Annotated in this window: 28 protein-coding genes; 13 read left to right on the top strand and 15 right to left on the bottom strand. The window is 64.5% G+C overall.

The genetic code is table 11. The features are described from left to right. Positions 1-50: 50 nt before the first annotated feature. Both ACFVTG_RS19645 and ACFVTG_RS19640 read left to right on the top strand, forming a co-directional pair. Positions 51-392, top strand: coding sequence for a hypothetical protein (locus ACFVTG_RS19645; RefSeq protein WP_284753703.1), 342 nt, complete (start codon positions 51-53; stop codon positions 390-392). A gap of 121 nt (positions 393-513) precedes the next feature. Next, the gene (locus tag ACFVTG_RS19640; RefSeq protein WP_390282542.1) at positions 514-705 is read left to right on the top strand and encodes a hypothetical protein; all 192 of its coding nucleotides are present in this window, start codon (positions 514-516) and stop codon (positions 703-705) included. Between the two features lie 35 nt (positions 706-740). Here ACFVTG_RS19640 and ACFVTG_RS19635 read toward each other — a convergent pair whose 3' ends face one another. Both ACFVTG_RS19635 and ACFVTG_RS19630 read right to left on the bottom strand, forming a co-directional pair. Next, entirely contained in the window at positions 741-1,040 is a 300-nt protein-coding gene (locus ACFVTG_RS19635; RefSeq protein WP_284753700.1) for a hypothetical protein, read from the bottom strand. Between the two features lie 315 nt (positions 1,041-1,355). Beyond that, positions 1,356-2,024, bottom strand: a complete 669-nt coding sequence (locus tag ACFVTG_RS19630) for an alpha/beta fold hydrolase (protein ID WP_390282541.1) — start codon at positions 2,022-2,024, stop codon at positions 1,356-1,358. A 202-nt stretch (positions 2,025-2,226) separates the two neighbouring features. Here ACFVTG_RS19630 and ACFVTG_RS19625 point away from each other — a divergent pair, with 202 nt between their 5' ends. Continuing rightward, positions 2,227-3,732 (top strand): CHAD domain-containing protein, encoded by a 1,506-nt coding sequence (locus ACFVTG_RS19625; protein WP_390282540.1) that lies wholly within the window; start codon positions 2,227-2,229, stop codon positions 3,730-3,732. A 54-nt stretch (positions 3,733-3,786) separates the two neighbouring features. On the opposite strand, the gene ACFVTG_RS19620 is transcribed toward ACFVTG_RS19625, so the two are convergent. The 8 genes from ACFVTG_RS19620 to ACFVTG_RS19585 form a co-directional block, all read right to left on the bottom strand. Further along, complete coding sequence (locus ACFVTG_RS19620) at positions 3,787-4,089, bottom strand: DUF4193 domain-containing protein (RefSeq protein ID WP_059389433.1); 303 nt, start codon at positions 4,087-4,089, stop codon at positions 3,787-3,789. 85 nt (positions 4,090-4,174) lie between these two features. Further along, positions 4,175-4,921 (bottom strand): copper homeostasis protein CutC, encoded by a 747-nt coding sequence (locus tag ACFVTG_RS19615; RefSeq protein ID WP_390282538.1) that lies wholly within the window; start codon positions 4,919-4,921, stop codon positions 4,175-4,177. A 27-nt stretch (positions 4,922-4,948) separates the two neighbouring features. After that, the gene (locus ACFVTG_RS19610; RefSeq protein WP_284753696.1) at positions 4,949-6,148 is read right to left on the bottom strand and encodes an ROK family transcriptional regulator; all 1,200 of its coding nucleotides are present in this window, start codon (positions 6,146-6,148) and stop codon (positions 4,949-4,951) included. Between the two features lie 2 nt (positions 6,149-6,150). Next, on the bottom strand, positions 6,151-7,161 hold the full coding sequence (locus ACFVTG_RS19605) for an ROK family protein (protein WP_390282537.1): 1,011 nt from the start codon (positions 7,159-7,161) through the stop codon (positions 6,151-6,153). A 7-nt stretch (positions 7,162-7,168) separates the two neighbouring features. Continuing rightward, positions 7,169-8,008: a carbohydrate ABC transporter permease gene (locus tag ACFVTG_RS19600; RefSeq protein WP_284753692.1), complete on the bottom strand. Its 840-nt coding sequence runs from the start codon at positions 8,006-8,008 to the stop codon at positions 7,169-7,171. Beyond that, complete coding sequence (locus ACFVTG_RS19595; protein WP_284753690.1) at positions 8,009-8,971, bottom strand: sugar ABC transporter permease; 963 nt, start codon at positions 8,969-8,971, stop codon at positions 8,009-8,011. 30 nt (positions 8,972-9,001) lie between these two features. Then, entirely contained in the window at positions 9,002-10,300 is a 1,299-nt protein-coding gene (locus ACFVTG_RS19590) for an extracellular solute-binding protein (RefSeq protein ID WP_390282536.1), read from the bottom strand. Between the two features lie 149 nt (positions 10,301-10,449). Next, complete coding sequence (locus ACFVTG_RS19585; RefSeq protein ID WP_390282535.1) at positions 10,450-11,967, bottom strand: M81 family metallopeptidase; 1,518 nt, start codon at positions 11,965-11,967, stop codon at positions 10,450-10,452. Positions 11,968-12,120: 153 nt separating this feature from the next. Here ACFVTG_RS19585 and ACFVTG_RS19580 point away from each other — a divergent pair, with 153 nt between their 5' ends. Together ACFVTG_RS19580 and ACFVTG_RS19575 are read left to right on the top strand one after the other, a co-directional pair. Then, positions 12,121-12,975 (top strand): sugar phosphate isomerase/epimerase family protein, encoded by an 855-nt coding sequence (locus ACFVTG_RS19580; RefSeq protein WP_390282534.1) that lies wholly within the window; start codon positions 12,121-12,123, stop codon positions 12,973-12,975. A 1-nt stretch (position 12,976) separates the two neighbouring features. Next, positions 12,977-14,038: a Gfo/Idh/MocA family protein gene (locus ACFVTG_RS19575; protein WP_390282532.1), complete on the top strand. Its 1,062-nt coding sequence runs from the start codon at positions 12,977-12,979 to the stop codon at positions 14,036-14,038. Positions 14,039-14,042: 4 nt separating this feature from the next. Here ACFVTG_RS19575 and ACFVTG_RS19570 read toward each other — a convergent pair whose 3' ends face one another. Continuing rightward, positions 14,043-14,564 carry a MarR family winged helix-turn-helix transcriptional regulator gene (locus ACFVTG_RS19570; RefSeq protein ID WP_390282531.1) on the bottom strand — a complete coding sequence of 174 codons (522 nt, stop codon included), beginning with the start codon at positions 14,562-14,564 and terminating at the stop codon, positions 14,043-14,045. 98 nt (positions 14,565-14,662) lie between these two features. Between ACFVTG_RS19570 and ACFVTG_RS19565 the strand changes: the two genes are divergently transcribed. From ACFVTG_RS19565 to ACFVTG_RS19555, 3 genes are read left to right on the top strand one after another with little or no spacing between them, the layout of a single operon-like run. Then, entirely contained in the window at positions 14,663-15,406 is a 744-nt protein-coding gene (locus ACFVTG_RS19565) for a hypothetical protein (protein WP_390282530.1), read from the top strand. After that, the gene (locus tag ACFVTG_RS19560) at positions 15,403-16,218 is read left to right on the top strand and encodes an SDR family NAD(P)-dependent oxidoreductase (protein ID WP_390282528.1); all 816 of its coding nucleotides are present in this window, start codon (positions 15,403-15,405) and stop codon (positions 16,216-16,218) included. Before ACFVTG_RS19565 ends, ACFVTG_RS19560 begins: the two co-directional genes overlap by 4 nt. Before the next feature lie 33 nt (positions 16,219-16,251). Then, a complete protein-coding gene (locus ACFVTG_RS19555; protein ID WP_390282527.1) occupies positions 16,252-16,473 on the top strand; it encodes a nuclear transport factor 2 family protein in 222 nt (73 codons plus the stop codon). On the opposite strand, the gene ACFVTG_RS19550 is transcribed toward ACFVTG_RS19555, so the two are convergent. Together ACFVTG_RS19550 and ACFVTG_RS19545 are read right to left on the bottom strand one after the other, a co-directional pair. Beyond that, complete coding sequence (locus ACFVTG_RS19550; RefSeq protein WP_390282525.1) at positions 16,470-17,942, bottom strand: DUF222 domain-containing protein; 1,473 nt, start codon at positions 17,940-17,942, stop codon at positions 16,470-16,472. The genes ACFVTG_RS19555 and ACFVTG_RS19550 overlap by 4 nt on opposite strands. Before the next feature lie 237 nt (positions 17,943-18,179). Beyond that, entirely contained in the window at positions 18,180-18,797 is a 618-nt protein-coding gene (locus ACFVTG_RS19545; protein ID WP_390282524.1) for a DUF1992 domain-containing protein, read from the bottom strand. Between the two features lie 158 nt (positions 18,798-18,955). On the opposite strand from ACFVTG_RS19545, the gene ACFVTG_RS19540 reads away from it, so the two are divergent. Beyond that, positions 18,956-19,207 (top strand): DUF2630 family protein, encoded by a 252-nt coding sequence (locus ACFVTG_RS19540; RefSeq protein ID WP_059389430.1) that lies wholly within the window; start codon positions 18,956-18,958, stop codon positions 19,205-19,207. A gap of 6 nt (positions 19,208-19,213) precedes the next feature. Here ACFVTG_RS19540 and ACFVTG_RS19535 read toward each other — a convergent pair whose 3' ends face one another. After that, positions 19,214-19,993, bottom strand: coding sequence for an SDR family NAD(P)-dependent oxidoreductase (locus ACFVTG_RS19535; protein ID WP_390282523.1), 780 nt, complete (start codon positions 19,991-19,993; stop codon positions 19,214-19,216). A gap of 82 nt (positions 19,994-20,075) precedes the next feature. On the opposite strand from ACFVTG_RS19535, the gene ACFVTG_RS19530 reads away from it, so the two are divergent. Together ACFVTG_RS19530 and ACFVTG_RS19525 are read left to right on the top strand one after the other, a co-directional pair. After that, positions 20,076-20,708: a TetR family transcriptional regulator gene (locus ACFVTG_RS19530; protein WP_390282522.1), complete on the top strand. Its 633-nt coding sequence runs from the start codon at positions 20,076-20,078 to the stop codon at positions 20,706-20,708. Between the two features lie 19 nt (positions 20,709-20,727). After that, entirely contained in the window at positions 20,728-21,198 is a 471-nt protein-coding gene (locus ACFVTG_RS19525) for an NUDIX domain-containing protein (protein ID WP_284753675.1), read from the top strand. Here the strand turns inward: ACFVTG_RS19525 and ACFVTG_RS19520 are convergent. Next, a complete protein-coding gene (locus ACFVTG_RS19520) occupies positions 21,195-21,626 on the bottom strand; it encodes a YybH family protein (RefSeq protein ID WP_390282521.1) in 432 nt (143 codons plus the stop codon). The genes ACFVTG_RS19525 and ACFVTG_RS19520 overlap by 4 nt on opposite strands. 215 nt (positions 21,627-21,841) lie before the next feature. On the opposite strand from ACFVTG_RS19520, the gene ACFVTG_RS19515 reads away from it, so the two are divergent. Both ACFVTG_RS19515 and ACFVTG_RS19510 read left to right on the top strand, forming a co-directional pair. Continuing rightward, on the top strand, positions 21,842-22,201 hold the full coding sequence (locus ACFVTG_RS19515; RefSeq protein WP_284753672.1) for a VOC family protein: 360 nt from the start codon (positions 21,842-21,844) through the stop codon (positions 22,199-22,201). A 57-nt stretch (positions 22,202-22,258) separates the two neighbouring features. After that, entirely contained in the window at positions 22,259-24,649 is a 2,391-nt protein-coding gene (locus ACFVTG_RS19510) for an excinuclease ABC subunit UvrA (RefSeq protein WP_284753671.1), read from the top strand.

The raw sequence follows: 24,649 nt of genomic DNA, 5'->3' as shown, positions 1-24,649 counted from the left end.
GCCACGCCCGGTCTGCTTACAATCAAACGTCAGCAACTACTGAGGGAACCATGAAGAAAATCACCACAGCCCTGCTCGCGGCCGGGCTCGTCCTCTCCGCTTCAGCCTGCTCCGCACCGCAGCAGCTGAGCACCGCGGACACCTGCAGCCGGGTCAAGACCGTCATCTCGAACCCCACGAACACCACGGACAAAACGGGAACCATCCGGGTAGCGAACCAGCTCCGCCCGATCGAAGCCGTGTCCTCGGATGAGCTGAAGCCCACCCTGAAGACGCTTGTGGACTACCTGGACGAGTCTTCCAAGGACAACCCGGATACGGCGAAGCTCAACGCCCTGAAGAACGATTACCAGAACGCGGGCGCCAACTACAGCAAGTACTGCGGCGGCTAAGAGCAGTTTGCATTGCATACCCGGGGACTGGCCATGGGCGCCCAGTCCCCGGGTGGGCGGCGTCGCCACAAGTGTCCGCTCTATCGGCTTCAGCCTGCCCGTGAACGGACGCTGAAACCCCATGGATAGTTCGAGTCCACGGGCCATGATTGTGGTCGGCGCACCCACCGGTGGCCTGCTCGCCGTATCAATCGGGTACCAGCCGACGCTGTGGATCGCTCTCGCGGGATTCGTGGCGGCTGCTGTGTTCCTTGCGGCGTCGCCATTCCGCTCCGCACAGCACGGAGACGCTGCCCAGGGCAGCCTCCAGTAGCGGCTGCAGCTCCTCGACCCGCAGCCTGGCCGACCCTACAGCGCGGTGTGCTTCCCGAACGGATGGTGGCCCGTGGCCGGCTGTCCGTGAGTGCCCAGCCATTCAGACAGGGCCTCGCGCAGGATCTCGCTGGGCGTGAGGCTGAGCGTCTGTGAAGCCGACTCCAAGGCGCGGTCCAGTTCCTGGGGGATCTGGAAATCCAAGGGCGAGGGATGGTTGCTTTCCCGGGCATCGGCAGGCAAACCATCACCGCGCAACAACTTGCCGACGGCTGGCTTCATGTCGTTTTCGGTCCACGCCGAAAGTCGCTCGAAATGAGTCACATCTCGTGTCATGATTTTCCCTCCCAACAATCAAGCATCCTCCGTTGGAAGGCCACAGTCACCATCTACGAGTAATTACTCTCTAACTATCGCGAAGTTGGTGCCTTCGGACACTGAGCGCGCCGCATCAGCATCGCCATTGAGTAGCCGGACGGAGGTCGACCGGGCCCGTTCGGAGACCCAGGAGTCGCGGAACGGACCCGGCGCTCACGCTTAAGGGTGAGACCGCGACGGACATCGATCAGCCAGGGCTGGTGCCGTCAGAGCGATCTTAGGGCTTGGGCCGACTCCGGTCTAGGGAATCGAAGGACCGGGGTTGTAAAAAGTTCATCGGCGCAAGAGATAATCCGCAACCCCAACCGGATTCGACAGCCCAAGGAGATGCCCGCCAGGCAGGACATCCGGCTCAATGCCTAAGCGATCGCGTGCGACCGTGCGCTGGAACTCGAGCGGGAAAAACCGGTCCCCCTCACCGCTGAGCACCCTGATGGGAACTGCCGGCCACTCCACGAATTCGCAGCTCGACGCGAAGACTGCGTTGGCCTCGGGGCGCTGGTATGGTTCCCCCTCGGCCGCAAGCTCCGGCGGAACGTCATGCAGGAAGTACTCGTTCACATCGAACTCCGCGCTGTAACCGCCGGCCGCGGCAGCACGCTTGCGCGCGTCCTCCCAGCCCGTGTTGTCCCACCATGCTCCGGGGGTCTCACCCGGGTTGGGAATCATCGCGTTGACGAAGACGATCTCTGCGACGCCGGTCCGGGCTCCCACCATGGGTGCCGTGAAACCGCCAAGCGATTGCGCTACAAGCACGACGTTGTTCCGGCCACTGATAGCGGCCCCAACCAGGCGCGCGTATTCGGGCAGGCCCGCATTTTCGTCGTCGCCGGGCAGATCGACGGCGACAGCATCGTGGCCTGCCTCCTGCAAGAGGGGGACGACGCGGCTCCAATACCAGGCTGAGCCGCCTGCTCCGGGCACGAGCACGAACGCGCTCACGAAGCATCCCCAGTGAAGCCATCAGTGAAGCCATCAACAAACGGACCGAGGCTCGGCGTCGAAGTCATGCCCACATTCTTCTCCAGATCGCCGCGCCCGCAAGGGACCCGCTGGAGATGCTTTGGCCCGGTCTTTTCCTGCAGGAGGCCTGGTGGGAGGATGCCTATAGGTGCGAGCAGCTACGAGAAGGACGGGAAACGACATGTCGACCCAGGAATCCGTGGAAACAGAACGCAAGTACGACGCCGACTTGGAAACGCCGCTTCCCGCGTTCGTGGACATCACCGGCGTCGAACAGGTCGCAGACCCTGCGGATCATCAACTCGAGGCCGTCTACTTCGACACGGACGGGCTGACCCTTGCCAGGCACCGCATCACCTTGCGGCGCCGCACCGGCGGCACCGATTCAGGATGGCACCTGAAACTGCCCGCAGACCGGGACACCCGTGTGGAGATCCAGGCGCCGCTGGGGCAGCCCGAGATCGTCCCCGAGGAACTGGCGGAGAGGCTCATCGTCTTCACCCGCGGCGAAGAGCTCAGGCCCGTGGCCCGGATCCATACCCGCCGCACTTTGCATCGCCTGCACGGAAGCGAAGACGTCACCCTGGCCGACTTCGTGGATGACCACGTGACAGCCGAGACCTTGCACCCAAGGCAATTGGAGAGGCGATGGCGGGAATGGGAAATCGAGCTGGTCCACGGCGATGAAGCGCTGTTCGAGAGTGCGGAGCGCGTCTTGTCAGGGGCCGGCGCAACCCCCTCAGGGCATGCTTCCAAGCTTGCCCGCGCATTCGGAACGGCCTGGCCAGCCGCTGTGCCGACGCCACCAAAAGCCCGTCCGAAGGGTTCTGCCGGAGACGCAATAGTTGCCTACGTTGCCGCGCAGATCGCCGAAATCACCGCACTGGACTCCGGAGTCCGGCAAGGCCTCGACGACGCCGTTCACCGCATGCGCTCGGCCACCCGCAGGCTGCGCTCGACCTTGTCCACGTATGGCAAGCTCTTCGACGCCGACGCCGGGGATCAGCTCAAGGCCGAACTGAAATGGCTGAGCAAGGTCCTGGGCAAGGCCCGGGATGCCGAGGTGCTGCGCGACCGGATCGGGGAACTGATGAATGAGCAACCCGACGGCTTGGTACCCGCCCCAGCTGCCACCAAGATCAATGACGAACTCGAGGCCGCCTTCAACTCCGGGTATCGCCAGATGCTCCGCTCCTTGGGAACGAAACGGTATTTCCGGCTCCTGGACGCGCTTGAGGAGTTCCGCGACGAGCCTCCCGTAAGGCCTCGTGCCGGGAAGAAGGCCCGTCCCGTCACGGCCAAGCTGGCCGGAAAAGCGATCAAACGGTTGCGCCGGTCCCAGAAGGCAGTGGCCCGGAACAGCGGCGACGAAAACGACGCGGCACTGCATCAGGTCCGCAAAGACGCCAAACGCCTGCGCCATGCAGCCGAAGCATTGCAAGACGTTCATGGGAAGCCCGCCGTGAAGCTGGCGCGTAACGCCCAGAAGATCCAGAAGATCCTAGGAGAGCACCAGGACAGCGTCGTGAGCCGCTCGGTGCTGCTCCGCCTCGCAAACGATACCGGCGGATCGGTGGAGGACAACTCGCCTTATGGCCCCCTGCTCGCTGCCGAAGAGCAGCGAGCCGCGGACTCCGAGGCCCGCTATGAAAAGCTCGCCAAGAAGAAGCGCTTGAATCCCCTGTGATGAACGCAACTCTCGGGGACGGGACTGTGAGGGACGGATCTGAGCCTCAGAGGCTCAGCCCTCGCACTCTACGCAGTAGGCGTGGCCGTTCTTTTCACGGGCAATCTGGGAGCGGTGACGGACGAGGAAACACGAGTAGCACGTGAACTCGTCTTCCTTCTGGGGAACGACCGCAATGATCAGTTCCTCGGCCACGAATTCGCCGCCTGGTACCTCGTTGCCTTCAAAAGCATCGGCTTCGTCCAGCTCCCGTACAACGCTGCGGGCGTCCGGAGCATTGGCAGACTGCAGGGCCTGAAGTGACGTGCTTTGGGATTCCGCGACGTCGGAGCGGAGTTCGTCGTAATCGGTTGCCACCTGGGGTTATCTCTTCTCTTGTATATTTGCTGGCGAATGTGCAACATACACCATGCGGCTGCTATTCCCCACAATGTGGCAAAAATCAGCGCATGTGCGTCATTGCCTCCGCTGTGCGCATCGCCTTGACCATCCGCTCCACTGTGGCCGGATGCGTGACTGAGCGTATCCCATCCCCGCCGCCTGGCCCGGACGGAGCGGAATCGACCATGAGCTTACGGCCAGAGAAGTGTATGTCACGGATTCCCGTGGCCAAAAGCGCGGGTATGGCCCGCTCAGTGACGCCGCCGCCGGCCATGACGGAAACGTCAGTGGGGAGGGCCGCAACCATGCGTTTGAGCATGTCAATACCGTCGCCAGCGGCCCGGGCTGCACCCGAGGTGAGAATGCGCTGCGCACCCAGCCGGGCGGCGTCGTCCACTGCTTGAAGCGGATCCCGGGCCGCATCCACCGCGCGGTGGAACGTGACGAAGGTCCCGCCCGCGGCATCGATCAGCGCCCCGGCGCCAGCGACGTCGACGTCGCCCGACGCGGTCAGTAATCCGACGACGACCCCGTCGGCACCGAGGGAAAGCGACTGCCGGACATCCCGCCTCATGACCTCGATCTCGGTAGGTGTATAGACAAAGCCACCCGGCCGCGGGCGGATGAGCACGTGGACGAAATCCTGGCGACCGGCGTCGCGCGCGAGCCCAGCGGCTGCCTCAACGAGGCCGGCGCTCGGGGTAAGGCCGCCGGCCTCAAGCGCTGAACAGAGCTCGACGCGGTCCGCGCCGGCTTCGATGGCACAGCGAACACCGTCCAGGTCCTGCACGCATATTTCAATCTTCATGGTTCCTCCGTCGGACGGGCCGAATGTTCACGAGGCCAGCACGGTGCGCAGGCATAGCTGCCCCGCGCCTAGCAGGCCTGCTTGCGAACCGGCGAGCGAGGCTTCGATCACGATGTTCTTGGTGGCGAGCGGGTGGCAGCTTTCGTAGAGCTGCGAGCGCACAGCGGCGACATACGGCTCCAATTGGGAAAGTCCGCCGCCCAGCACCACCACATCCGGGTTCACGAAATTCACCACGATGCTGAGGGTCTGCCCCAAAATCCGGCCCGCAGTGCGGACTCGCGTCGTGGTGTGCGGGTCGCCGTTGTTGACCTGCAGGACGATGTCGTTGACGTCCGCGGCATCGATCCCGACGGCGGCCAGGTCGCGGATGATGGCGGACCCGCTGGCCACCGTCTCCAGGCAGCCGCGGTTGCCGCAAGAGCATGGCGCATCGCCCGCGGCCGGGATCTGCACGTGGGCGATGTCTCCGGCCGCTCCCGTGGCGCCCCGGTAGACCTGTCCGTCAATGATGAGCCCGCAGCCGATCGCGGCCCCTGCTTTGAGGAACAGCGTGTTCTGCCGGACTTTGGAATCGGGTGATTCCCGCTGGCGCAGCGTGTGCTCACCCAAAGCCATCATGTTGGCGTCGTTGTCCACTACCGCCAAAGTCCCGAATTCCTCGGCAAGCCAGTTCCGGACCTTGAACTCGTGCCAGCCGCGCATTCTGGACGGCGAGTCGAGCGCACCCAAGGCAAAGTTGACCGGTCCGGGCAAGGACATCCCTACGCCGCGCAGCGGAGGGTCGACGGCCGGATCGCTCAGGGCACGCATCATCGCGGCGGCCTGGGGCAGAACCACTTCGGGGCCGTCGTTGATGTCGATGGTCCTGATTTCGGAGACAAGCAGATTGCCTGAGAGGTTCAGCTTGCCGACCCACAAATGATGGGCGCCCAAATCCGCCGCCAGGATGAACCCCGCATCCGGGACCAGTTCCAGGAGCGTTGGCCTCCGGCCTCCGGTCGCCGAACCTGAGCCGCTCTCGCTGATGAGCCCGGCTTCCATCAGCTCGTTCACCTTGATGGTGATGGTGGATGGGGCAAGGTTCAGGGTGCGCGCGAGGTCGGCGCGCGACGTCGCCCGGCCGCTCGCGATCATGGACAGGATGCTGGAGGAGTATTCAGTCAGCGCGATGTCCCGGGGACCGGTTCTTTTGACGGTCTTGGCATAGGAAGGCTTGTAACCCAAAGTCAGTCCCTCCAGGGGCTCGGTGTCTGCTGCCCGCCGTTGGGCTGCTCTTTGCAGAGTAGCCGACGGGCCTGCACTGCGCCGCCGAGAAGTCCCGCCGAAGAGCCGAACCGCGCAGGCAGGAGCCGGGGCCTGCGGTGGAAACTCAGGATGGAGTCCAGCCGCTCCGCTACCGGGCGAAGGAGCGCGTCGCCGGCATTGGACAGGCCACCGCCGAAGATGACGGCCTGCGGCGCCAGGAGTGCGACGCTCTGCGCGATCGCCAGCGCGAGCCCGTCATATGCCTGGTTCAGGACCCCGACGGCGGCCGGGTCACCCGCTGCTGCGGCGTCCATCACTTCCTTCGCGCCAACAACGGGGGTGCCGGAGACGGCTGCATAGTTGCGTGCGATGGCCGAGGCTGAGGACACCGTCTGCAGGCATCCTGACGCGCCGCACGTGCACAGGATGGCCACGGTGCTCGTGAGTGGTTCCATGCGGGCGTGGCCGATTTCTCCGGCGTACCCGTCGCCGTCGTACACCTCACCGTCCAGGATGACCGCGCTGGCGATCCCGGTGCCGATGACCAACACCAGGGCGTTCCGCAGCCCCTTCGCTGCCCCCAGACGGTGCTCCGCCAAACCGGCCATCTGCACATCGTTGCCGAGCACCACAGGAAGTCCGACGCGCGCTTCCAAAGCCGAGGAGAGTGCGAAGTCGCTCCAGCCCAGGTTCACTGCGGAGACCACAACGCCGGTGCTCGCATCCACAATCCCCGGCGCGTTGACGGCGATTGCCTGCGGTCGCTGCTCCCGGGGCCCAGCCTGGTAGGTGGCGACCAGGCCGGAAAGCTGGTCCAGGAATTTCTCCTGCGAACCAATTGCCGTTGGTGTGCTTCCCTGGTGTGCGAAGCGGCCCGTGGAGTCCACGACGCCGTATTTGAGGTCGGTGCCGCCAACGTCGAAAACCATCACCGGAGCGCCCGGTCCCGGAATCAACGACGTCGGAGGGGAACCGGCGGTTTGAACACTCAACTGCATGTCAGCCTTTCACCGCACCGGCAACGAGGCCCTGGGCCATCTTCTTCTGGACGATGACGAAGAGAATGATCACCGGTAGCGCCATGAGGGTGGACCCGGCCATGATCCCACCCCAGTCCGTGGCCTGGTTCTGGCCGCTGAAGCCTTGGATCCACAGCGGGAGGGTCTTGCTGTTGTCGCTGCTCAGCAGTACCAGCGCCAATGTGTATTCGTTCCATGCGGCCAAGAAGGCGAAGATTCCGGAGGCCACCAGTCCGGAGCCCAGTAGCGGAAAGGTCACCCGGAAGAATGCGCCCATTCGGGAGCAACCGTCAATCATCGCTGACTCTTCGAGCTCCACAGGGACCCCGTCAACAAATCCCTTGAGCATCCAGATAGTGAAAGGCACGGACGCCCCGACGTACAGCAGGCTCAGGCCGAGCACGGAGTTGAGCAGGTGCCAGCTGTCGATCATCTTGTACTGGGAAATGAACATGGCTTCAGCAGGGATCATCTGGATCACGAGCACCGAGATGATGATGATCTTGCGGCCCTTGAATCGAAAGCGGCTGAGCGCCATGCTCGCGAAGAAGGCGAAAAGCAATGCGGCCACCACCACAATCAGGGCAACCCCGAAGCTCATCCGCAGGGCGGACCAGAAGCGGCTGTCGTGGAGCACTGTTTCGTAGTGCGCCCAAGTAAAGTCGAGCGGCAGGAACGACGGCGTGCGGGACTGCAAGGCGTCGTCCGTGACGAGCGAATTGTTGACCAACCAGTAGACCGGGAAAATCCACAGCAGCCCGAAGACCAGGCCGGTGATGTTGGCCGCCGAGCGGCGGACGGGGCTGGGTTTGAGGGCCATTCAGACTTCTCCCTGCTTCAGGAATTGGGTGACATAACGCCAAGTGAGGAGCAACGTGATCAGCAGCATGATCAGGGCGGTCGCGGAAGCCACACCGTAGTCTCCGCCGGACAAGCCCACCTGGTAGACGTATGTGCCAAGGACGTTGGTCTGCTCGGTGATGCCGCCGTTTTTCTGCAGGATGAAGATCTGCGTAAAGACCCGCAGGTCCCAGATGATTTCAAGGATCGTGACCAGCAGGAGAACCGGGGCGATGGTGGGAACGGTGATTTCCCGGAATTGCTTCCAGCCGTTGGCACCATCGAGAGTTGAGGCCTCCAGCATGGACTCATCGATCTGGGTGACCGATGCGTAGACCATGAAGACCACCAGCGGCACGCTCATCCAGATGACCAGGATGGCCGCTACCGCGAAGAAGGTCAGGGGATTGGAAAACCAGTTGTAGCCAGCCATCCCTTGCATTCCCAGTCCGGCCAGTGTCCAGTCGACCACCCCGGACCTGGAATCGAAGATCCATTGGAACACTTGGAGCGAGGACAACACGGGCATCGCCCAGGCCAGCAGCATGGCGGCCTGGACGAAGACGGAGACCGGGCGCGAGAGTTTGGTGAGCAGAAGCGCGCCTCCGATCCCGATGGCCATTGTCAGGGCGGCACACACAAGGCAGAAGGCAAGGGACCTACCCAGGGTGAGCCAGAATGCCGAATCGCCGAGCACCCGGGTGAAATTGTCGAGCCCGACGAATTCCGCGGGTTTGCCGAACTGTTGCTCAAGGGAAAAGTGCTGGAACGCCATGGTGATTTGGCGGAGCAACGGGTAGCCCATATCCACCAGGACAATGAGCACCGCGGGAAGCAGAAGGATGTACGGCAGGGGGTTGCGCCTGCGTTTCCTGGGGGCCGCTGGTTCAGTCCGGTCGGGCAGGGTCCCTTCCGGCTTCGCACGCGTACTGGTTACGGTCATGGCTTCGGTCCTTTCTGCTTCCCGCCGGGCCTACTTGCTGTTGAGGATTTCCGTCATTTTGGCGTCGGCCGTCTTGGCCAGCCCCACGGGATCCTTCAGCGCGCCCATGGCCACGAAGAAGTCGTCAACCACCTTGGCGCTCTCCACCAATGCCCAGTTCTTTGCTGCCGGGGTGCCCACGGAATTCCTGACGGCCTCGATGGTGACCTTGGACAATTCGTCCTGCCCGAGGGCCGCGGCGTAGTTCAGGTTTCCCGGGACCCAGCCTCCCTCGGTCGCGAAGAACTCCTGGAACGGCTTGCTGAAGATGAGTTTGAGGGCCTCCTTGGCCAGCCCCCGCGCCTTGCTGTTGTTCGAGATGGCCACATTGGAGCCGCCGGCAAAAGGATTGCCCACGGCGTCGCCCTTAGGCGACGGGAAGTTGAAGTACCCCACCTTGCCGGCGTCCAGGAGTTCCTTCTTGATCTTCTTCAGATGGAAGTTGAAGCCGAAGAACATTCCCGCCTCGCCCGTGTTGAAGGCGGTGTACGGCTGGGAACCGATGGTCGAATCCGTGATGGTCCCGGTGGTGGAGCCGGTCGTCCACAGTTGCTGGAGCTGGGCGATGGCTTTCTGGCTTTCCGGCGAGGATAAGCTGCCTTCCCATTTCCCGTCCTTCTGCACGGCCAGCCGCCCGCCATTGCTGAAGACCCAAGCGAACGCGGATTGTGAGGAAATCCCGGGCAGAAACATCCCGGAAAAGTGTGCGTTCTTCTCGGGGTTGCCGGTCTGGATCTTCGTTGCGACGGCGGTCAGCTCGTCAATGGTCTTCGGTATCGCGAGCCCGAGCTTCTGGAACATGTCCTTCCGGTAGAACACGATCCGGCTTCCCGCGTAGAAGGGGGCGGCGTACATCTTGTTCTCGAAGCTGCCGAGTTCCACGAGCGATTTGGTCAGATTCGCACCGCCCAGCTCTTCCTTCATGCCGCTCAGATCGGCCAATGCTCCTACCGCACAGAAGGTGGGCGCCTGGGTGTTGCCGAGTTCGATGATGTCCGGCGTCGATTCGGGGCTGGCAAGGGCCGTCTGGAGCTTCGGGACGATGCCATCCCACTCCTGCTGCTCGATGGTGAGGGTGGATCCCTGGAACTTGTTTTCGAACTCCTGCTTGAGCCACGCCTGGGCCTTGTCCGACACGGAGTCCTTCATGAACCAGACCCGCAGCTTTGCCGGAGTGGAGAGGCTGTCCGAAGAGGCGGAGCCCGAGGCCTCGCCACATGCGGACAGCAAGGCTGCGGCACCCAGGGCTCCGCCCAGACCGAGCAAACCACGTCGACTAAGTTCTTTCATCGCTTCCTCCACTTTGAACTCACAGGGTCGATTGACCATGCAGGAAACGAAATCATGGAGGAATGATGCTTCGGAAGGGCCTCTAACTTAGTTCAGAATCGAACTTAGTTTGGGTCCGATTTGGAGCCCGGACGCACGCGGCCCGCCCCTCAGCGCTCGACGCCCGCCGGCTGGTTCGACGCGGGTACCAACCGTGCGGTCAGGTCGGGCGCTGCACCGCCGTCGTCGAACGGGAACATGGGCCGCGCTATCCTGCGGTGGCCCAGCCGGTGCAGGTCCTGGTCCACCCCGCCTGGAGTGAGCGCCAACATCCAGTCCGCGGCCATGTCGAAGAGCTCTGGCTCGAGGTAGCCGATCTTGACCACCACAACGTCGGCTGTCCGGGCATCCAAGCCGTTCCGGAGGAAGTCCGATTCCAGGTGATACGGCTTGCGCCGCCGGGTCACGATGACGCGCAGCCCGCCAACGCGGATGACGGCCTCGTCAATGGCCACAGGGTCGCCCTGAGCCAGGTGCTCCACAATGCCGTCCAGCCTCGCCGGACCGGACTGTGTGCCGTCCACGCGGGCGCCCACGTCCACCGAGACGGATCCACCGACGCCGGCGCCGATGCACGCGTCCACCGCGGCGGGATCCGGGATCGAAGCGTAGATTGCCTGCATCGTTCCGGCGGCGATGGGTGGGTGCCCAAGGAGTTTGTGCAGGGTCCAAGTGACGTCACCGGCTCCCCCGGCCGTGGGATTGTCCCCGGAATCGCTGATGAAATACGGCCGCTTCGTGCTCGCCTCCGCTGCCGCGAGGCATTCAGCGAGCGGCGCCGAGGGCGCCACGAAACGGAACTCGTCCCGCCGGTTCCACATCTCGACGGCGAGCCCGCTCGCATGGCGTGCGACGGCGTCGGCGTCATCACCCGTGACCATCACCACGGCCCGGTTGCGCGGCTCGTCTGCCCAGGCATAACCGATCCACAGCGCGGCGTCGAGCACGCCGGGCCGCCCGGCGATCACCCCGACCTCCTCATATAGCGACTTTGCCGGTTCCAATCGGGTGCTGGTCTTTTCCCCGGGCAGCAGGATGGGGACCGGAACCCAGGCCTTGATGGGGCGGCGGGCGGCCTCCGGTAATGCCAATCGCTCCAACAGGTTCACGGCGGCGCGTTCCTTGGTTTCCAGCCAGTCCTCGTGCGGGGCCATGCGGTAGCAACTGGGGATATCGAGTTGGTGCGCCAAAGTCCAGGAAACGTTGCCGTGCAAGTCCATGCCGCTGGACACCAGCACGTCCGGGCCGATCAGACCGCGCAGGGCAAGGAGCAAATCACCCTCGGGATCGTCGAGGCCTTCAACGTTCATGGCACCGTGGATGTCGAAATAGAGCCCGTCCACGGGGCCTGCGTACAACGCATCCGCCACAGCGGAAAGAATCGTCCGTTTCATCTCGGCATAGTCCGCGGAGGGGACAGCCCCGCCCGGGATGGAACGGAAGTGGACAAGCGGCAGCCAATCGGCCGCCTCGCGCACCGGATGGTCCGGGGCGAAAAAGGGGTACTGGTCCAAGATCTCCTGGCCATCCCGCCGGACAAAGTCCTGCATGCGGGTCCGGGCGGGGGAATAGGTGCTGGCCTCGAGGGCGATTCCGGTAATGAGGATCCGGGGCTTCTTTTCCATCATGCCTGCCACGATATTGAGGTTCGCTGCGGGACCGGGGCGCGGCCGCGAAAGTTCAATGCCGAATGAAGTTCAACCAGCCCTTTTCGCCCGGAATCCTGCCTAACGTGGGCTCGCAAGTGACGGCACGCGGACTCCACGGAAGAGGATCGAACAATGCAGATTGGGCTGAGTACGTACAGTTTGGCGGGAGCCTTGGCTGACGGCCGGGTGGGCCTTTTGGACCTGCCGGGCTGGGCGGCATCCCATCAGGCCGGCCATCTCGAAGTGGCCGAGGCCGGACTGGGCGTGGACCTTTCCGCGGACCAGGGGGCAGCCGAAGGGCTGCGCGAGCGTGCAGAGGCGTCCGGGATCGCCTTGGTCAACTATGTGGTGGGTGCGGATTTCCTTGGCGCCGACGCGGCGGCTGAAATCGCCCGGGTGAAGACGCACTTGGACACGGCCCACCGGATGGGGATCAGCCGCTTCCGCCACGATGTTGTCCCGTGGGCCTGGCGCCCCGCCTCATACATCGAATACCGGGATGCCCTGGAGAAGGTGGTCCCTGCATCCAGGGAACTCGCCGACTACGCGGCAACCCTGGGAATCACCACCAGCGTGGAAAACCACGGCATGGCCTTCAACGTCAGCGAACGGTTGCTGCAGTTGGTGCACGCGGTGGACCGCGACAATTTCAAGATCACCTTGGACATCGGCAACTTCCTGTGCGTCGATGAGGTGCCGGAATCGGCCGTCGCCAAACTCATCCCCTACGCGTCTGTGGTGCATCTGAAGGATTTCTACCGCCGGAAGCGAAACCCCGGCGACGGCTGGCTGCAAACGCTGGCAGGTGACCATATCCAGGGCTCCGTGTTCGGACTCGGGGACATGGACCTGCCGCGTGTCCTTCGCCTGATCAAGGACTTCGGTTTCAGCGGACCGTGTTCGGTGGAATACGAGGGCCGCGAGGACTGCCTCACGGCGGCGCCCGAATCGCTGCGCAACGCCGCCGCATTGTGGGAGGGCTGCTGACATGGGGGCATTGAACGTTGGGGTCATCGGGCTGGGGACAATCTCGGACATGCACCTGGACGCATACCGTGATTCGCCGTCGGCGCACCTGGTGGCTGTCTGCGACATCGACGCTGTGCGTGCCGGGAGCCGGGCCGCGGAATACGGAGCGGTCAAGGTCTTCACGGACTACAAGGAGCTCCTGGCCGATCCCGAGATCGACGCCGTCAGCATCTGCACGCGCAATGACACGCACGCCGAAATCGTGATTGCGGCGCTCGAGGCCGGCAAACATGTACTGGTCGAGAAGCCCATGACGGCCTCCCTGGAGGAGGCTTTGGCTGTTGCTGCTGCCTCCCAGCGGAGTGCGGCCGTCTTGCAGGTAGCGTATGTCCGCCGTTTCTCGCCCAACGCCGAGGTACTCAAGCGCTTCATCGACGCCGGCGACCTCGGGCAGATCTACTACGCCAAGGCCACTTGCCTGCGCCGGGTAGGAAATCCCGGCGGCTGGTTCGCCGACAAAGCCTTGTCCGGCGGAGGTCCGCTCATCGACTTGGGCGTCCATTTCATCGACATTTGCTGGTGGCTCATGGGCTGCCCCTCCGTGGCTTCGGTCTCTGGGACCGTCTTCCACAAGATCGGTGCACGGAACAATATCTCGAACTTCAGCCGGTATCTCTCCGCCGATTTCGATCCGGCACGACCCCCGGCGGACCCCGTCGAGGATCTTGCCACAGCACTGATCAAGTTCAGCAATGGCGCAGTGATGCATTTCGACACCAGCTACTCAATGCACGGCGCGGATGAAACCAAGGTCCAAATCTTCGGAGACAAAGGCGGCGCGCAGCTGGAGCCGACGCTGGAAATCTTCACCGAACAGCACGACACGCTGCTGGATATTTCGCCCGTGCTGGATTCGCCGACTTTTAGCACTGTGGCATACCGCAATGAGGTGGAGCAGTTCCTGGCTACTGCCCGGGGCGATGCCGCCGAGGCCGCTCCGGCCACCCACGGCCTTGAGCTCATCAAGATCATCTCTGCGATCTACGAGTCCAGCAGGACAGGCCACGAGGTGGTGCTGTAGCCGCTCAGACCTTTCGTGCCCGCTCAGGTCCGCCGTCAGCTCCGACATCGCGTCCGGACTGGCGGCCGACATCGCGGTGGAGGTCCCTGTCCAGCCCGTGGCCGTTGGCGAGCTGCGCGAGCAGCTCGCCAAGTTGCGTGATCTGTTCGTCGTTCAGTGGGGCCAGCAGCTCCGCTTCATGCTGTTCGGCAATCCCGTGAAGTTCCCCCAGCACGCGCTTGCCGGCCTCCGTGAGGTGCAGTTCATAGTTCCGCCGATCCGTACTGCTGCGCATCCTCTCCACCAGGCCGCGCTCCTGCAGCGAGTCGATGAGTGAAACCACCCGGCTGGGGACGGCACCGAGCCTGTCCGCAAGGGAGCGCTGGCTCAACCCGGGGGCGCGACCGATCAGGCGGATGACACCGGCGTCGCTGGGCGTGAGCCCGATATCCCGTGTGCGGTCCGCAAAGCGGGACGATGCCGCGGCGCCTAGCTGCGACAAGAGAAATGCGGTCCGTCTCGGCCGGCCCGGTGTGGCTAAGTCCATGTCTTCAGAATACATGCTTGACAGAATAATTCCAGAGGTGAACCATTTCAGTAGTGATGCAATTACGAAAGTCCTGCCACTGCTAGAAAGGTTCAGCCATGAGTAGTCGTTCGATTCCCGATGAAGGCCGTCCAGCCCGGTCAGGCGGCCCACACCCCGGCGTTCTTGCCCTCGTCAGCCTGGGCATTTTCCTCGCCAGCCTCATCACGTCCGCAGTCCTGACCGGCGGCCAGGCGTTCGTCTCGCCCTTTGCCCCGGCGGGGCAGGTGGCCGCGTTCTTCCAGCAAAACGTCGCTGCGACGCGGCTCGGCGGCATGCTCCAATTCGGCTCCGCAGTGCCATTGGGAATCTATGCGGCCACCGTCTACGCCCGGCAGCTCCGGCTTGGCGTGCGTGTTCCCGGACCGGCAATTGGCTTCTTTGGCGGCGTCAGCGCGGCCATCTTCCTGATGTTGTCGGGTTCCGTGACGTGGCTGCTGAGCCGGCCGGAAATCACCACCGATGTGACGCTCACCCACGCGCTCGACTTCCTCGCGTTCATCACGGGAGGGGTCGGCTTCGTCGTCGGGACCGGCCTGCTCATGGCGGGAATTGCCGTCCCGGCCCTGATCCTTGGCTTCATGCCCCGTTGGCTGGCTTGGACCGGCCTTGTCATTGCCGCACTGTCCGAGTTGAGCTTCCTGTCGATGGCGATCGAGCCTCTTCAGTTCCTACTGCCGATCGGACGCTTCGGCGGGCTGCTCTGGCTGGTTGCCGCAGGCTTCCTGCTCCCCCGCAACCGGGCAGCCGCGAACCAAGAGCCACGGGCGCACGCGCCGCACACGAGCCGGACAACGCCATGACGACGTCGGATCCCACCCGGCCGCTGTCCGGCAAGGTCGCGCTCGTCACCGGAGCGAGCCGCGGAATCGGTGCGGAGATCGCAACTGCGCTGGCTCGCGCCGGAGCGGACGTCGTCCTTGCTTCGCGCGACAGCGCAAGCCTGTCACAGCAGCTCGCCAACATCACTTCGGGCGGCGGAAAAGCGGTGGCCATAGCCGTGGATGTGGGCGATGAGGACTCGGTGAAAGCCCTAATCGCACAGATCCGGGACCGCTTCGGACGGCTCGACGCCGCGGTCAACAACGCCGCAGGCGGCGGGCGGATCCCCGCGCCCCTGGCCGAGTGGGCGAGCGAGGAGTTCGACAGCGCGATTTCGGTCAACCTGCGCGGAGTGTTCCTCTGCCTGAAATACGAAATCGAGCTCATGCTGGAAAGCGGAGACGGCGGGGCGATCGTCAACATGTCCTCCACCGCGGGCGAACAGGGCGTTGCCGGCATGAGCGGCTACGTGGCGAGCAAGTTCGGCGTCGGTGGCCTGACCCGGGTGGCCGCGCTCGACTACGCCTCCCAGGGGATCAGGGTCAACGCGATCGCTCCCGGCCCCATCCTCACCGAGCGACTCGCAGGGGCGGGCCAAGCGGCCCAGGACCGCGTCGCCGCCGCCGTGCCGCTGGGACGCATCGGCTCCACGGCCGAGGTTGCCGCTGCCGCCGTCTGGCTTTGCTCGGAGCAGTCGTCGTTCGTCACCGGAACCGTGCTCGCCGTCGACGGCGGCCGGCTGGCGGGAACGCCGGCGTTCAACACCAGGAGAAAGGGAACCAGCCATGAATGAATACCATCCCGACCTCGAAGAACTCAGCTTTCTTTGGGCAAGCGCCGCCTCATCCGGGTCCAGCACCAACAGTCCGCCTACCGCGGACAACCGTCCAACGGCCAGTTCCGCGTTACGCAGATCATGGTCAGGGAGGACGAACGGTGGCAGTTAGCAGGCCTGCACTTGTCACCCATGGCACAACCCGAGGACACGCAGAACTTACGGCGCCCAAACCGTGCCACCCAAACCGCACCACTGCAGGCCCCGCCCTAGAAAGGCGGGGGTTCTGGCCGCTGGAGCAAATGGACCGTCCTGCCAACATCTGCCGCCTCGGTCCTGTATTGCCGACGGAGGGGCGACTTCCACTCGAGGTCGCCGGTTGGTGAGGACTGTCTATAGCTCCAGGCGCCTATGGACTTCAGCGCGTGGTGCTTTCGGCAGAGCATTGCAAGGTTGTCGGCGTCAGTGGTGCCGCCATCCTGCCACTCGGTGATGTGGTCGGGTTCGCAAACGACAACCCTCCGCGTGCACCCGGGGAACCGGCAGGTCCCGTCACGGCACTGCAGGTACCGGCGAAGCGCCTTCGGTGGACGGTAGGCCGTGCGCCCCACACCCAGGACCTGGCCGCTGGTGCAGTCCGTGAACAGCCGTTGCCACGTTGGCGCAAGGGCCGCCATGCGCCGGGCCGTTGCAGCGTCTATTGGTCCGTATCCTTCGAGTTCAGCTGTTTCGAACTCGCCACCGTCGGGCACGATGCTGCCGCCAAAGACGGATCCAACGGGAATGGTTACCACGACCTCGGCGCGGAATGCCCCGGATTCGGGCACGTCAGATCCGCCAAGCAGCTCGCCTGATCCACTCAAAAGCCGGTCAGATCCACCAAAGAGGCGGTAGGCCAGCGCATCCGCGCGGAGCTCCGACAGCGTGCGGGAATCGAGGGCGGCACCAAAATCGGACGTAGGGTGCGGCCCCGGAAGATCTCCAAGCTCCGCAGCCCGCGCACTGGCCTGCCGCGCATCATGGTCGAGGCCGTTGTAAATGGCCATCCCGACCTCCGCCGTGAGGAACGCGGACAACGTGCACATGCCGTCCGGCTCGGCTGTGAACCACACGCCGCGCTCACGCTGGGCAGACTCTTTGCGGGCGATGATGCTTTCGGGGTGCACGTGCTCCCGCAGCCGCCGCAGGCAAGCGCGGAACTCTGACGGCGTGCGGCGCCGGCCCTGCCGCGTCCGCGTGCGCAGCAGGGCCACGGTAGCGAATTTTTCGGCGTGCTCGGCCGGGAGGGAACGGGCCTGGTCGAGAATGATCCGGGCGTGCATCTCGGAGATCTCCCCGGCCTCGACCGCCTCGAGGACTGCCCACTGGGACGTAGCAAGATCCGCGGCATCATGCAGCAAGCGCGCGGCCGTGCCCTCCGTCAGGGCGCAGGCGGTGGACACTTCGGAGACAGCCAAGGCATGGGCCTCGTCCCCACCGAACCGTACCGGCTGCCTCTCGTGCCTCCTCGGGGATTCTTCACCGATTACTTCTTCAACGCGGACCAGGGCCTGATACTTCACGGCCGTGGCCCAGGCAATGAGCCTGTCGGTCGATTCCACAACACTGAGCGCATCGTCGGCACTGAGGAAGGATGCGAGCGGCAGGCTCACGGTGCCAACCAGCGGCGAATCCTCCCGGTCTGTGAAGCTGACGGCCGGAACCCACGCATCGCCTTCCGCTCCGAACACCCGGTTTTCCACGCCTGCCCCCCTTCCTGGATTCCTGCCCCTCAACCATGCGAGGCCACTCGGCTGCCTGACACTTTCAGGCTAGGGGGAGGGTCTGACATTTAAGGTGCCGGCCGGGCGGTCACCGCGAACATTCATCGCAACGACGTCCTCGGCAACAACGCGGGTGCCTGGCTTGTCTCGGACAACGACGACGTCGATGCGTGGAGCCGCGGGCCGGATTCCACTACCGGGTTTCCCAAGCGTTCCCTAGCTGGGGGTGCCCCAGAAACGGTGCCACCACGACCGCTCGGTGACACGTTTCTGCGCGGCGGCCGCCGCAGCGGCTTTCTCGGCAGCCTCAGCAGCCGCCACCCGGCGCTCGCGCCAGCGTTCCAGCTCGACGCCGACGTCGCGGGTTTTCGTGATCACCGGAGGGCCGCCCTGGAGTTGGCGCCGCGCGTCAATGACCCGGGCATTGAAGTCCTCTACCAGCTCGCGCACCTGATTTTCCGAATGCAGGGCGTCAAGCTTCGCATCCAGTTCGGCATCCTCGGTGCGGAGCAAAATGGCTTTCGGGCCAAGTCCGCTGAGATGTTCGCGCTGAATGAGGCCTTTGACCCACCAATCGGGATCGTAACGCTCCCCCAGCCCGGGGATCGGCTTGCCTGCGTACTTCAGGTTGTCGAACTTCCCCTGCGCCATGGCATCGCGGATCAGGTATTCCACGCGCGCGGCGTCGTCCACCTTCTTGCGCTTCCGACGCTCTTCCTCCTCGGCAGCCTCCAGTTCGGCTTCTTCTTCGGCCGTCATGCCGGTTGCGCGGATATTTCGCAACTCCATGGCTCGCTCCAGCCGGCGCTTGAACACGCTGTTTTCGCCGTTCACGGCCAACCACCGCCTTCGCTTGCGGAAATCCTGGATCTGCGTCCAAGTATTCCGCAAACGGGAGATTGCCGGGATGGCTCCCGCGAACACGGCCTCTGTTCACGCCTAGCGCAGCTCACTAACCTGACTGGTAACGGCTAGTTCAGGAAGAGGTAACCATGGACGAACAGGGCATTCTGCACCACATCCAGTCACTTGTGGAGGAGGAGCGGGAACTCCGGGAGAAGGCAGAGGCGGCCCCGCCGGGTCCTGCGCACGCCCCCGACCGTGCAAGGCTGGAGCGCATCGAACAGGACCTGGATCAGAGCTGGGACCTGCTGCGCCAACGGCGGGCCAAGAGGCAATACGGGGAGAACCCGAACGAGGCCAAACCACGGCCCCCAAAGCAGGTGGAAGGCTACACCGGCTGAGCCGCCCTACAGCGCCGACCAGCCGCCGTCGGAGGCGAGGATGGCGCCGTTGACGTTGGTGCCGTCGTCGCTGAGCAGGAAGGTGATGGACGCAGCCAACTGCGCGGCTGTCGCTGGGTTGGGGACAGTGGCCTGCATGAGTGGGCCGAGGCGTTCGGCGGCCAACTGGGACCCCCACGTTGCCTCGATGTTGGTGATGGTTGGCCCGGGGGCAACGGCGTTGAAGCGAAGCCCCTTCGGCCCGTACATCACGGCCGAGTTCTTGGTAAGGCCGACGACGGCGTGCTTCGACGCCGTGTAGCTGGCGCCGGCGGCGGAGCCGCGCAGCCCGGCCTCGGAGGCGACGTTGACCACGGAGCCGGTGCCGGTCTCCAGCATCAAGGGCACCACGGCGCGCGTCAGGCGCATAAGGGCGGTGACGTTGATCCGGAAGACGCGCTCCCACATGGCGTCGTCCACTTCGTGGATCGGGGCGAAGTTATCCATGATGCCGGCGATGTTGGCGAGGGCGTCCACACGGCCTTCGGCGGCGACGACAACCGCGGCAACGGTCTCCTCCGTGGAGATGTCGCCGGCCACAGGAACCAGGTCCAGGCCGCTGTTTTCCTCCACCAAGGCGTCAAGGCGCTCCTTGCTGATGTCGGCGGCGATGACCCGGCCGCCTTCCTTCGCGACGCGCAGGGCCGTGGCCTGGCCGATGCCCGAGCCCGCCCCTGTGATGATCACCGTTTTTCCGGCAAAACGGCCATTGATGGTGGCTTCCTGCCATGCAGCTTCGTTGCCCATGTTGTTCCTCCCGAACGTGTTGATGGCTTTCCATCCACCTTATGACACTCCGTGTCATTATGTAAGAGTGGATACTGGAAAGATGCCCTCAGACCATACGAAGCCCGCCGTCGCGCGCACCACCGGCCGCCCGGCGACGATTGACCCGGACGCCGTGGCTGGCGTCGCACTCCGGCTTTTTGCCGAGAACGGCTACGAGCGGACGTCAATGGAGGACATCGCACGAGAGGCGGGAATCGGGCGGAAGAGCCTGTACCGCTACTTCCCCAGCAAGGCTGACCTTGTGTGGGGCGGCATGGAACCGGTGGTGAAAGCCTCGGGCCGGGCGCTGGAGGCCGCTCGCACAGCCGAGCAGTCCGACGGCGACACTTCCGACGGCGGCATCCTCGCCGGACTTCGGGCGGCCGCCATCGCCGGGGTTTCGGCGATCCCGGACCTTTCCGTGACGCGCGGGCGCCTGCGCCTGATCGCAGAGCACCCGGAGCTGGCGAGCAGGAGCTACGATGCCCTGGCTCCCCAGCGGGACCGGGCACGGATCTACCTCGTTGCGCAGGGCGTCAGCGAACGCGCGGCAGGCTATTTGTGCGCCGCCTATCTCGGGGCGACCTTCCAGGCGTGGATGCAGTGGGCCACGGGGACGGAGGCGGATCCGGTGCCGTATTTGCTTGAGTCCATGGCCGTGCTGCGGGTTCCGGCCGCCGAACCCGGCGGATAACCTATGCCTGGGAGGGCAAATGACAGTTCGAAGCGCGGGCATTCTGTTGTACCGTCGGAATTCCGCGGCGGAATTGGAATTCTGGATAGCCCACATGGGCGGACCCTTCTGGGCGCACAAGGATGCACGCGCCTGGTCCATTCCCAAAGGCGAATACCTCGAAGACGAGGATCCCCTGGTAGCCGCCAAGCGTGAATTCGCCGAGGAGATGGGCGTTGCTGCTCCCGCCGTCGACTATCACCAGCTGGGCATTTTCCGGCAACCGTCGGGCAAACTCGTGGCGGTTTTCACAGCGGAATCGGACTTCGACCCGGAGAGAATCGTGAGCAACACCTTCGATCTCGAATGGCCGCGCGGATCAGGCGTCATCCGAAGCTACCCGGAGATCGACGACGCCATCTGGGCCACGGAGACCGTAGCCCGCGCCAAATTGGTGGGCGGGCAGGTGCCGATCCTCGACGCGTTGATCCGGCACCTTGGGCCACACTAGCTCTGGACGAGCGACTCGATCGGCCGCGGGGAAAGTATGGGATCCGCGTGACGGTGGACGACCTTCCACTCGCCGTCTTCCCGGCGGAAAATCGTCGTCACTCGAAGGGGTATCGGGGATACCTCATCAGATCCGCCGAGCTTGGCCCGCGCCCATTCAATTTCGACGATGTACGCAAGCTCCGTGCCGGCGTTCCCGGAGATTCGCTCGAATCTGATGGGCTCGCCCTCCCTCAGTTGGGAAGACGCCCGATCCATGGTCGCCTCGACCGCACTCGAGCCCCGCGCAGGCGGGCCGAGCGGGTTAGCGAGCGTGACGTCGTCGCGCTTTGAGAACAGCTTCTTCTGCTGCTCCGGGTCTCCCTTGACGAACGCATCGAGCGCTCGATGGTATTTCTCCACCATCAGTTCGAGATCGGATTCCGGCATTGGTTCCTCCAGCCTCGCTTTACGCTGGCGCGGCGCGCCAGGCCCCCGTATTCGGCCATGGTGGCACCACTCACCAGGGATGTCCATACAACGAATCTCGCGGAACAAGACCGGTCAGGAATGGAGAAGCGCGGCTCCCGGGCCGCGCCTAGAATGGCGGTCATGGACAACACCGTCCACGCCAGCTTCGTCCACTAATGACTTCAGGAGTGATCATGAGTGACTCTTCCAACGAGGGAATCAAGACCGTGCTGCATCCCGTGACCGACCTCGCCGCGGCGAAGGCGGTGTACACCGCTTTGCTCGGGACAGCGCCGCAGGCCGACGGGCCGTATTACGTCGGCTTCGATGTCGCGGGCCAGCACATCGGGCTCGTTCCGGGAGGCGGCCCGCAGGCCATGACCTCACCCGTCGCCTACTGGCACGTTTCGGACATCGAAGCAAAGCTGGCCGAGGTGACTGCCGCTGGCGCCACCCTGAAGGAAGCAGCCCGCGACGTCGGCGGCGGCCGTCTGGTGGCCACCGTGACCGACCCGGACGGCAACGTCCTCGGACTGCTTCAGGATCCTCAGTAGCCAACCAGACTTGCCGACCAAGACCGAAGACGGACCCGCGTACCAGATGGAGACACGATGAGCACGGCCACGAGCACGGACACGCAGTCGCCAGAGCTGCATACCGCCGACACCCACGATCTGATTCGCGTGCAGGGCGCGCGGGAGAACAACCTCAAGGACATCAGCATCGAGCTGCCCAAGCGCCGGCTGACGGTGTTCACGGGCGTCTCCGGTTCGGGCAAGAGTTCCCTGGTGTTCGCCACGATCGCGGCGGAGTCGCAGCGCATGATCAACGAGACGTACAGCACCTTCGTGCAGGGGTTCATGCCGACCATGGCGCGGCCGGATGTGGACCTGCTCGAAGGACTCACGACGGCGATCATCGTCGACCAGGAGCGGATGGGCGCGAACACCCGTTCAACGGTCGGTACCGCCACTGATGCGAACACCATGCTGCGCATGCTCTTCAGCCGGCTTGGCCAACCGCACATCGGATCGCCCCAGGCGTTCTCGTTCAACGTCGCCTCGGTTTCCGGCGCGGGAGCGGTCACTTTCGAGCGCGGTGGCACGACGACGAAGGAGCGGCGGAGTTTCAGCATCACCGGCGGCATGTGTCCGCGCTGCGAAGGGCGGGGCTCGGTCACCGACTTCGACCTCACCGCGCTGTACGACGCCAGCAAGTCGCTTGCCGAGGGCGCGCTCACCATACCCGGCTACAGCATGGACGGCTGGTACGGCCGCATCTTCGGCGGCTCGGGATTCTTCGACATGGACAAGCCGATCGGCAAGTACACGAAGAAGGAACTCCACGACCTGCTCCACAAGGAGCCCACCAAGATCAAGGTCGAGGGAATCAACCTGACGTACGAGGGCCTGATCCCGAAGATCCAGAAGTCCATGCTTTCCAAGGACCCGGAGGGAATGCAGCCGCACATCCGTGCCTTCGTGGAGCGGGCCATCACCTTCACCACCTGTCCCGAGTGCGACGGCACCCGGCTCACCGAGGCGGCCCGCTCGTCCAAGATCAAGGGAATCAGCATCGCCGACGCGTGCTCGATGCAGATCAGCGACCTCGCTGAATGGGTGCGCGGTCTCGACGAACCGTCGGTGGCACCGCTCCTCAAAGGGCTGCGGCACCTCCTCGACTCGTTCGCTGAGATCGGACTCGGCTATCTCTCCCTCGACCGGCCGGCAGGTACGCTCTCCGGCGGCGAGGCGCAGCGCACCAAGATGATCCGGCACTTGGGCTCCTCGCTGACCGACGTCACCTACGTCTTCGACGAGCCCACGATCGGCTTGCACCCGCACGACATCCAGCGCATGAACAAGCTGTTGCTGCAACTGCGGGACAAGGGCAACACCGTGCTCGTCGTGGAGCACAAGCCGGAAGCGATCGCGATCGCCGACCACGTCGTCGACCTCGGTCCCGGCGCGGGCACCGCCGGTGGCGAAGTGGTCTTTGAAGGCACCCTCGAAGGGCTGCGTTCCAGCGGCACCCTCACGGGGCGTCACCTCGAGGATCGCTCAACCCTCAAGAAGACGGTGCGGACATCCGCCGGCGCACTGGAAATCCGTGGCGCGAGCGAGAACAACCTGCGCGACGTCGACATCGACATTCCGCTCGGGGTCCTGGTTGTGGTCACGGGCGTCGCCGGTTCAGGGAAGAGCTCGTTGATCCATGGCTCGCTGTCCAAGCGGGACGGCGTCGTTTCGATTGACCAAGGGGCCATCAAAGGCTCGCGGCGGAGCAACCCCGCGACCTACACCGGGCTGCTCGAGCCCATCCGCAAGGCGTTCGCGAAGGCCAATGGCGTGAAGCCGGCGCTGTTCAGCGCGAACTCCGAGGGAGCGTGCCCCACCTGCAACGGCGCGGGCGTCATCTACACCGACCTCGGGTTCATGGACACCGTCGCCACTCCGTGCGAGGAATGCGAGGGCAAGAGGTTCCAGGCAGCGGTGCTCGAGTACCGCCTCGGTGGCCGGAACATCGCGGAGGTGTTGGCGATGTCGGTGAAAGAGGCCGAGGAGTTCTTCTCCGCGGGTGAATCCAGGATCCCCGCAGCCCACGCGATCCTGCAGAGGCTGGCCGACGTCGGACTCGGATACCTCAGCCTCGGCCAGCCGCTCACCACCCTTTCCGGCGGCGAGCGGCAGCGGATCAAGCTGGCCACCCACATGGGCGAAAAGGGCGGCGTGCTCATTCTCGACGAGCCCACCTCGGGCTTGCACCTCGCCGACGTCGAACAGCTGCTCGGTTTGCTCGACCGGCTCGTGGACTCCGGGAAGTCTGTCATCGTCATCGAGCACCACCAGGCGGTCATGGCGCATGCCGACTGGATCATCGACCTCGGCCCGGGCGCCGGTCACGACGGCGGACAGATCGTTTTCGAGGGCACTCCCGCCGATCTCGTCGCAGCCCGCTCCACCCTCACCGGCGAGCATTTGGCGGCTTACGTGGGAGGGTGA

This window comes from Arthrobacter sp. NPDC058127, assembly GCF_042884555.1.
In the GTDB taxonomy this organism is placed as follows: Bacteria; Actinomycetota; Actinomycetes; order Actinomycetales; family Micrococcaceae; genus Arthrobacter.
The sequence above is the reverse complement of the archived record's forward strand: the minus strand, read 5'-3'. Positions and strand labels throughout refer to the sequence as shown.

Bases quoted from the DNA above. Each gene is read 5' to 3' on its own strand.
- ACFVTG_RS19645 (WP_284753703.1), top strand. From the start codon at position 51: ATGAAGAAAATCACCACAGCCCTGCTCGCGGCCGGGCTCGTCCTCTCC.
- ACFVTG_RS19640 (WP_390282542.1), top strand. From the start codon at position 514: ATGGATAGTTCGAGTCCACGGGCCATGATTGTGGTCGGCGCACCCACC.
- ACFVTG_RS19635 (WP_284753700.1), bottom strand. From the start codon at position 1,040: ATGACACGAGATGTGACTCATTTCGAGCGACTTTCGGCGTGGACCGAA.
- ACFVTG_RS19625 (WP_390282540.1), top strand. From the start codon at position 2,227: ATGTCGACCCAGGAATCCGTGGAAACAGAACGCAAGTACGACGCCGAC.
- ACFVTG_RS19615 (WP_390282538.1), bottom strand. From the start codon at position 4,921: ATGAAGATTGAAATATGCGTGCAGGACCTGGACGGTGTTCGCTGTGCC.
- ACFVTG_RS19600 (WP_284753692.1), bottom strand. From the start codon at position 8,008: ATGGCCCTCAAACCCAGCCCCGTCCGCCGCTCGGCGGCCAACATCACC.
- ACFVTG_RS19595 (WP_284753690.1), bottom strand. From the start codon at position 8,971: ATGACCGTAACCAGTACGCGTGCGAAGCCGGAAGGGACCCTGCCCGAC.
- ACFVTG_RS19590 (WP_390282536.1), bottom strand. From the start codon at position 10,300: ATGAAAGAACTTAGTCGACGTGGTTTGCTCGGTCTGGGCGGAGCCCTG.
- ACFVTG_RS19585 (WP_390282535.1), bottom strand. From the start codon at position 11,967: ATGATGGAAAAGAAGCCCCGGATCCTCATTACCGGAATCGCCCTCGAG.
- ACFVTG_RS19580 (WP_390282534.1), top strand. From the start codon at position 12,121: ATGCAGATTGGGCTGAGTACGTACAGTTTGGCGGGAGCCTTGGCTGAC.
- ACFVTG_RS19575 (WP_390282532.1), top strand. From the start codon at position 12,977: ATGGGGGCATTGAACGTTGGGGTCATCGGGCTGGGGACAATCTCGGAC.
- ACFVTG_RS19570 (WP_390282531.1), bottom strand. From the start codon at position 14,564: ATGGACTTAGCCACACCGGGCCGGCCGAGACGGACCGCATTTCTCTTG.
- ACFVTG_RS19565 (WP_390282530.1), top strand. From the start codon at position 14,663: ATGAGTAGTCGTTCGATTCCCGATGAAGGCCGTCCAGCCCGGTCAGGC.
- ACFVTG_RS19560 (WP_390282528.1), top strand. From the start codon at position 15,403: ATGACGACGTCGGATCCCACCCGGCCGCTGTCCGGCAAGGTCGCGCTC.
- ACFVTG_RS19540 (WP_059389430.1), top strand. From the start codon at position 18,956: ATGGACGAACAGGGCATTCTGCACCACATCCAGTCACTTGTGGAGGAG.
- ACFVTG_RS19535 (WP_390282523.1), bottom strand. From the start codon at position 19,993: ATGGGCAACGAAGCTGCATGGCAGGAAGCCACCATCAATGGCCGTTTT.
- ACFVTG_RS19530 (WP_390282522.1), top strand. From the start codon at position 20,076: ATGCCCTCAGACCATACGAAGCCCGCCGTCGCGCGCACCACCGGCCGC.
- ACFVTG_RS19525 (WP_284753675.1), top strand. From the start codon at position 20,728: ATGACAGTTCGAAGCGCGGGCATTCTGTTGTACCGTCGGAATTCCGCG.
- ACFVTG_RS19520 (WP_390282521.1), bottom strand. From the start codon at position 21,626: ATGCCGGAATCCGATCTCGAACTGATGGTGGAGAAATACCATCGAGCG.
- ACFVTG_RS19515 (WP_284753672.1), top strand. From the start codon at position 21,842: ATGAGTGACTCTTCCAACGAGGGAATCAAGACCGTGCTGCATCCCGTG.
- ACFVTG_RS19510 (WP_284753671.1), top strand. From the start codon at position 22,259: ATGAGCACGGCCACGAGCACGGACACGCAGTCGCCAGAGCTGCATACC.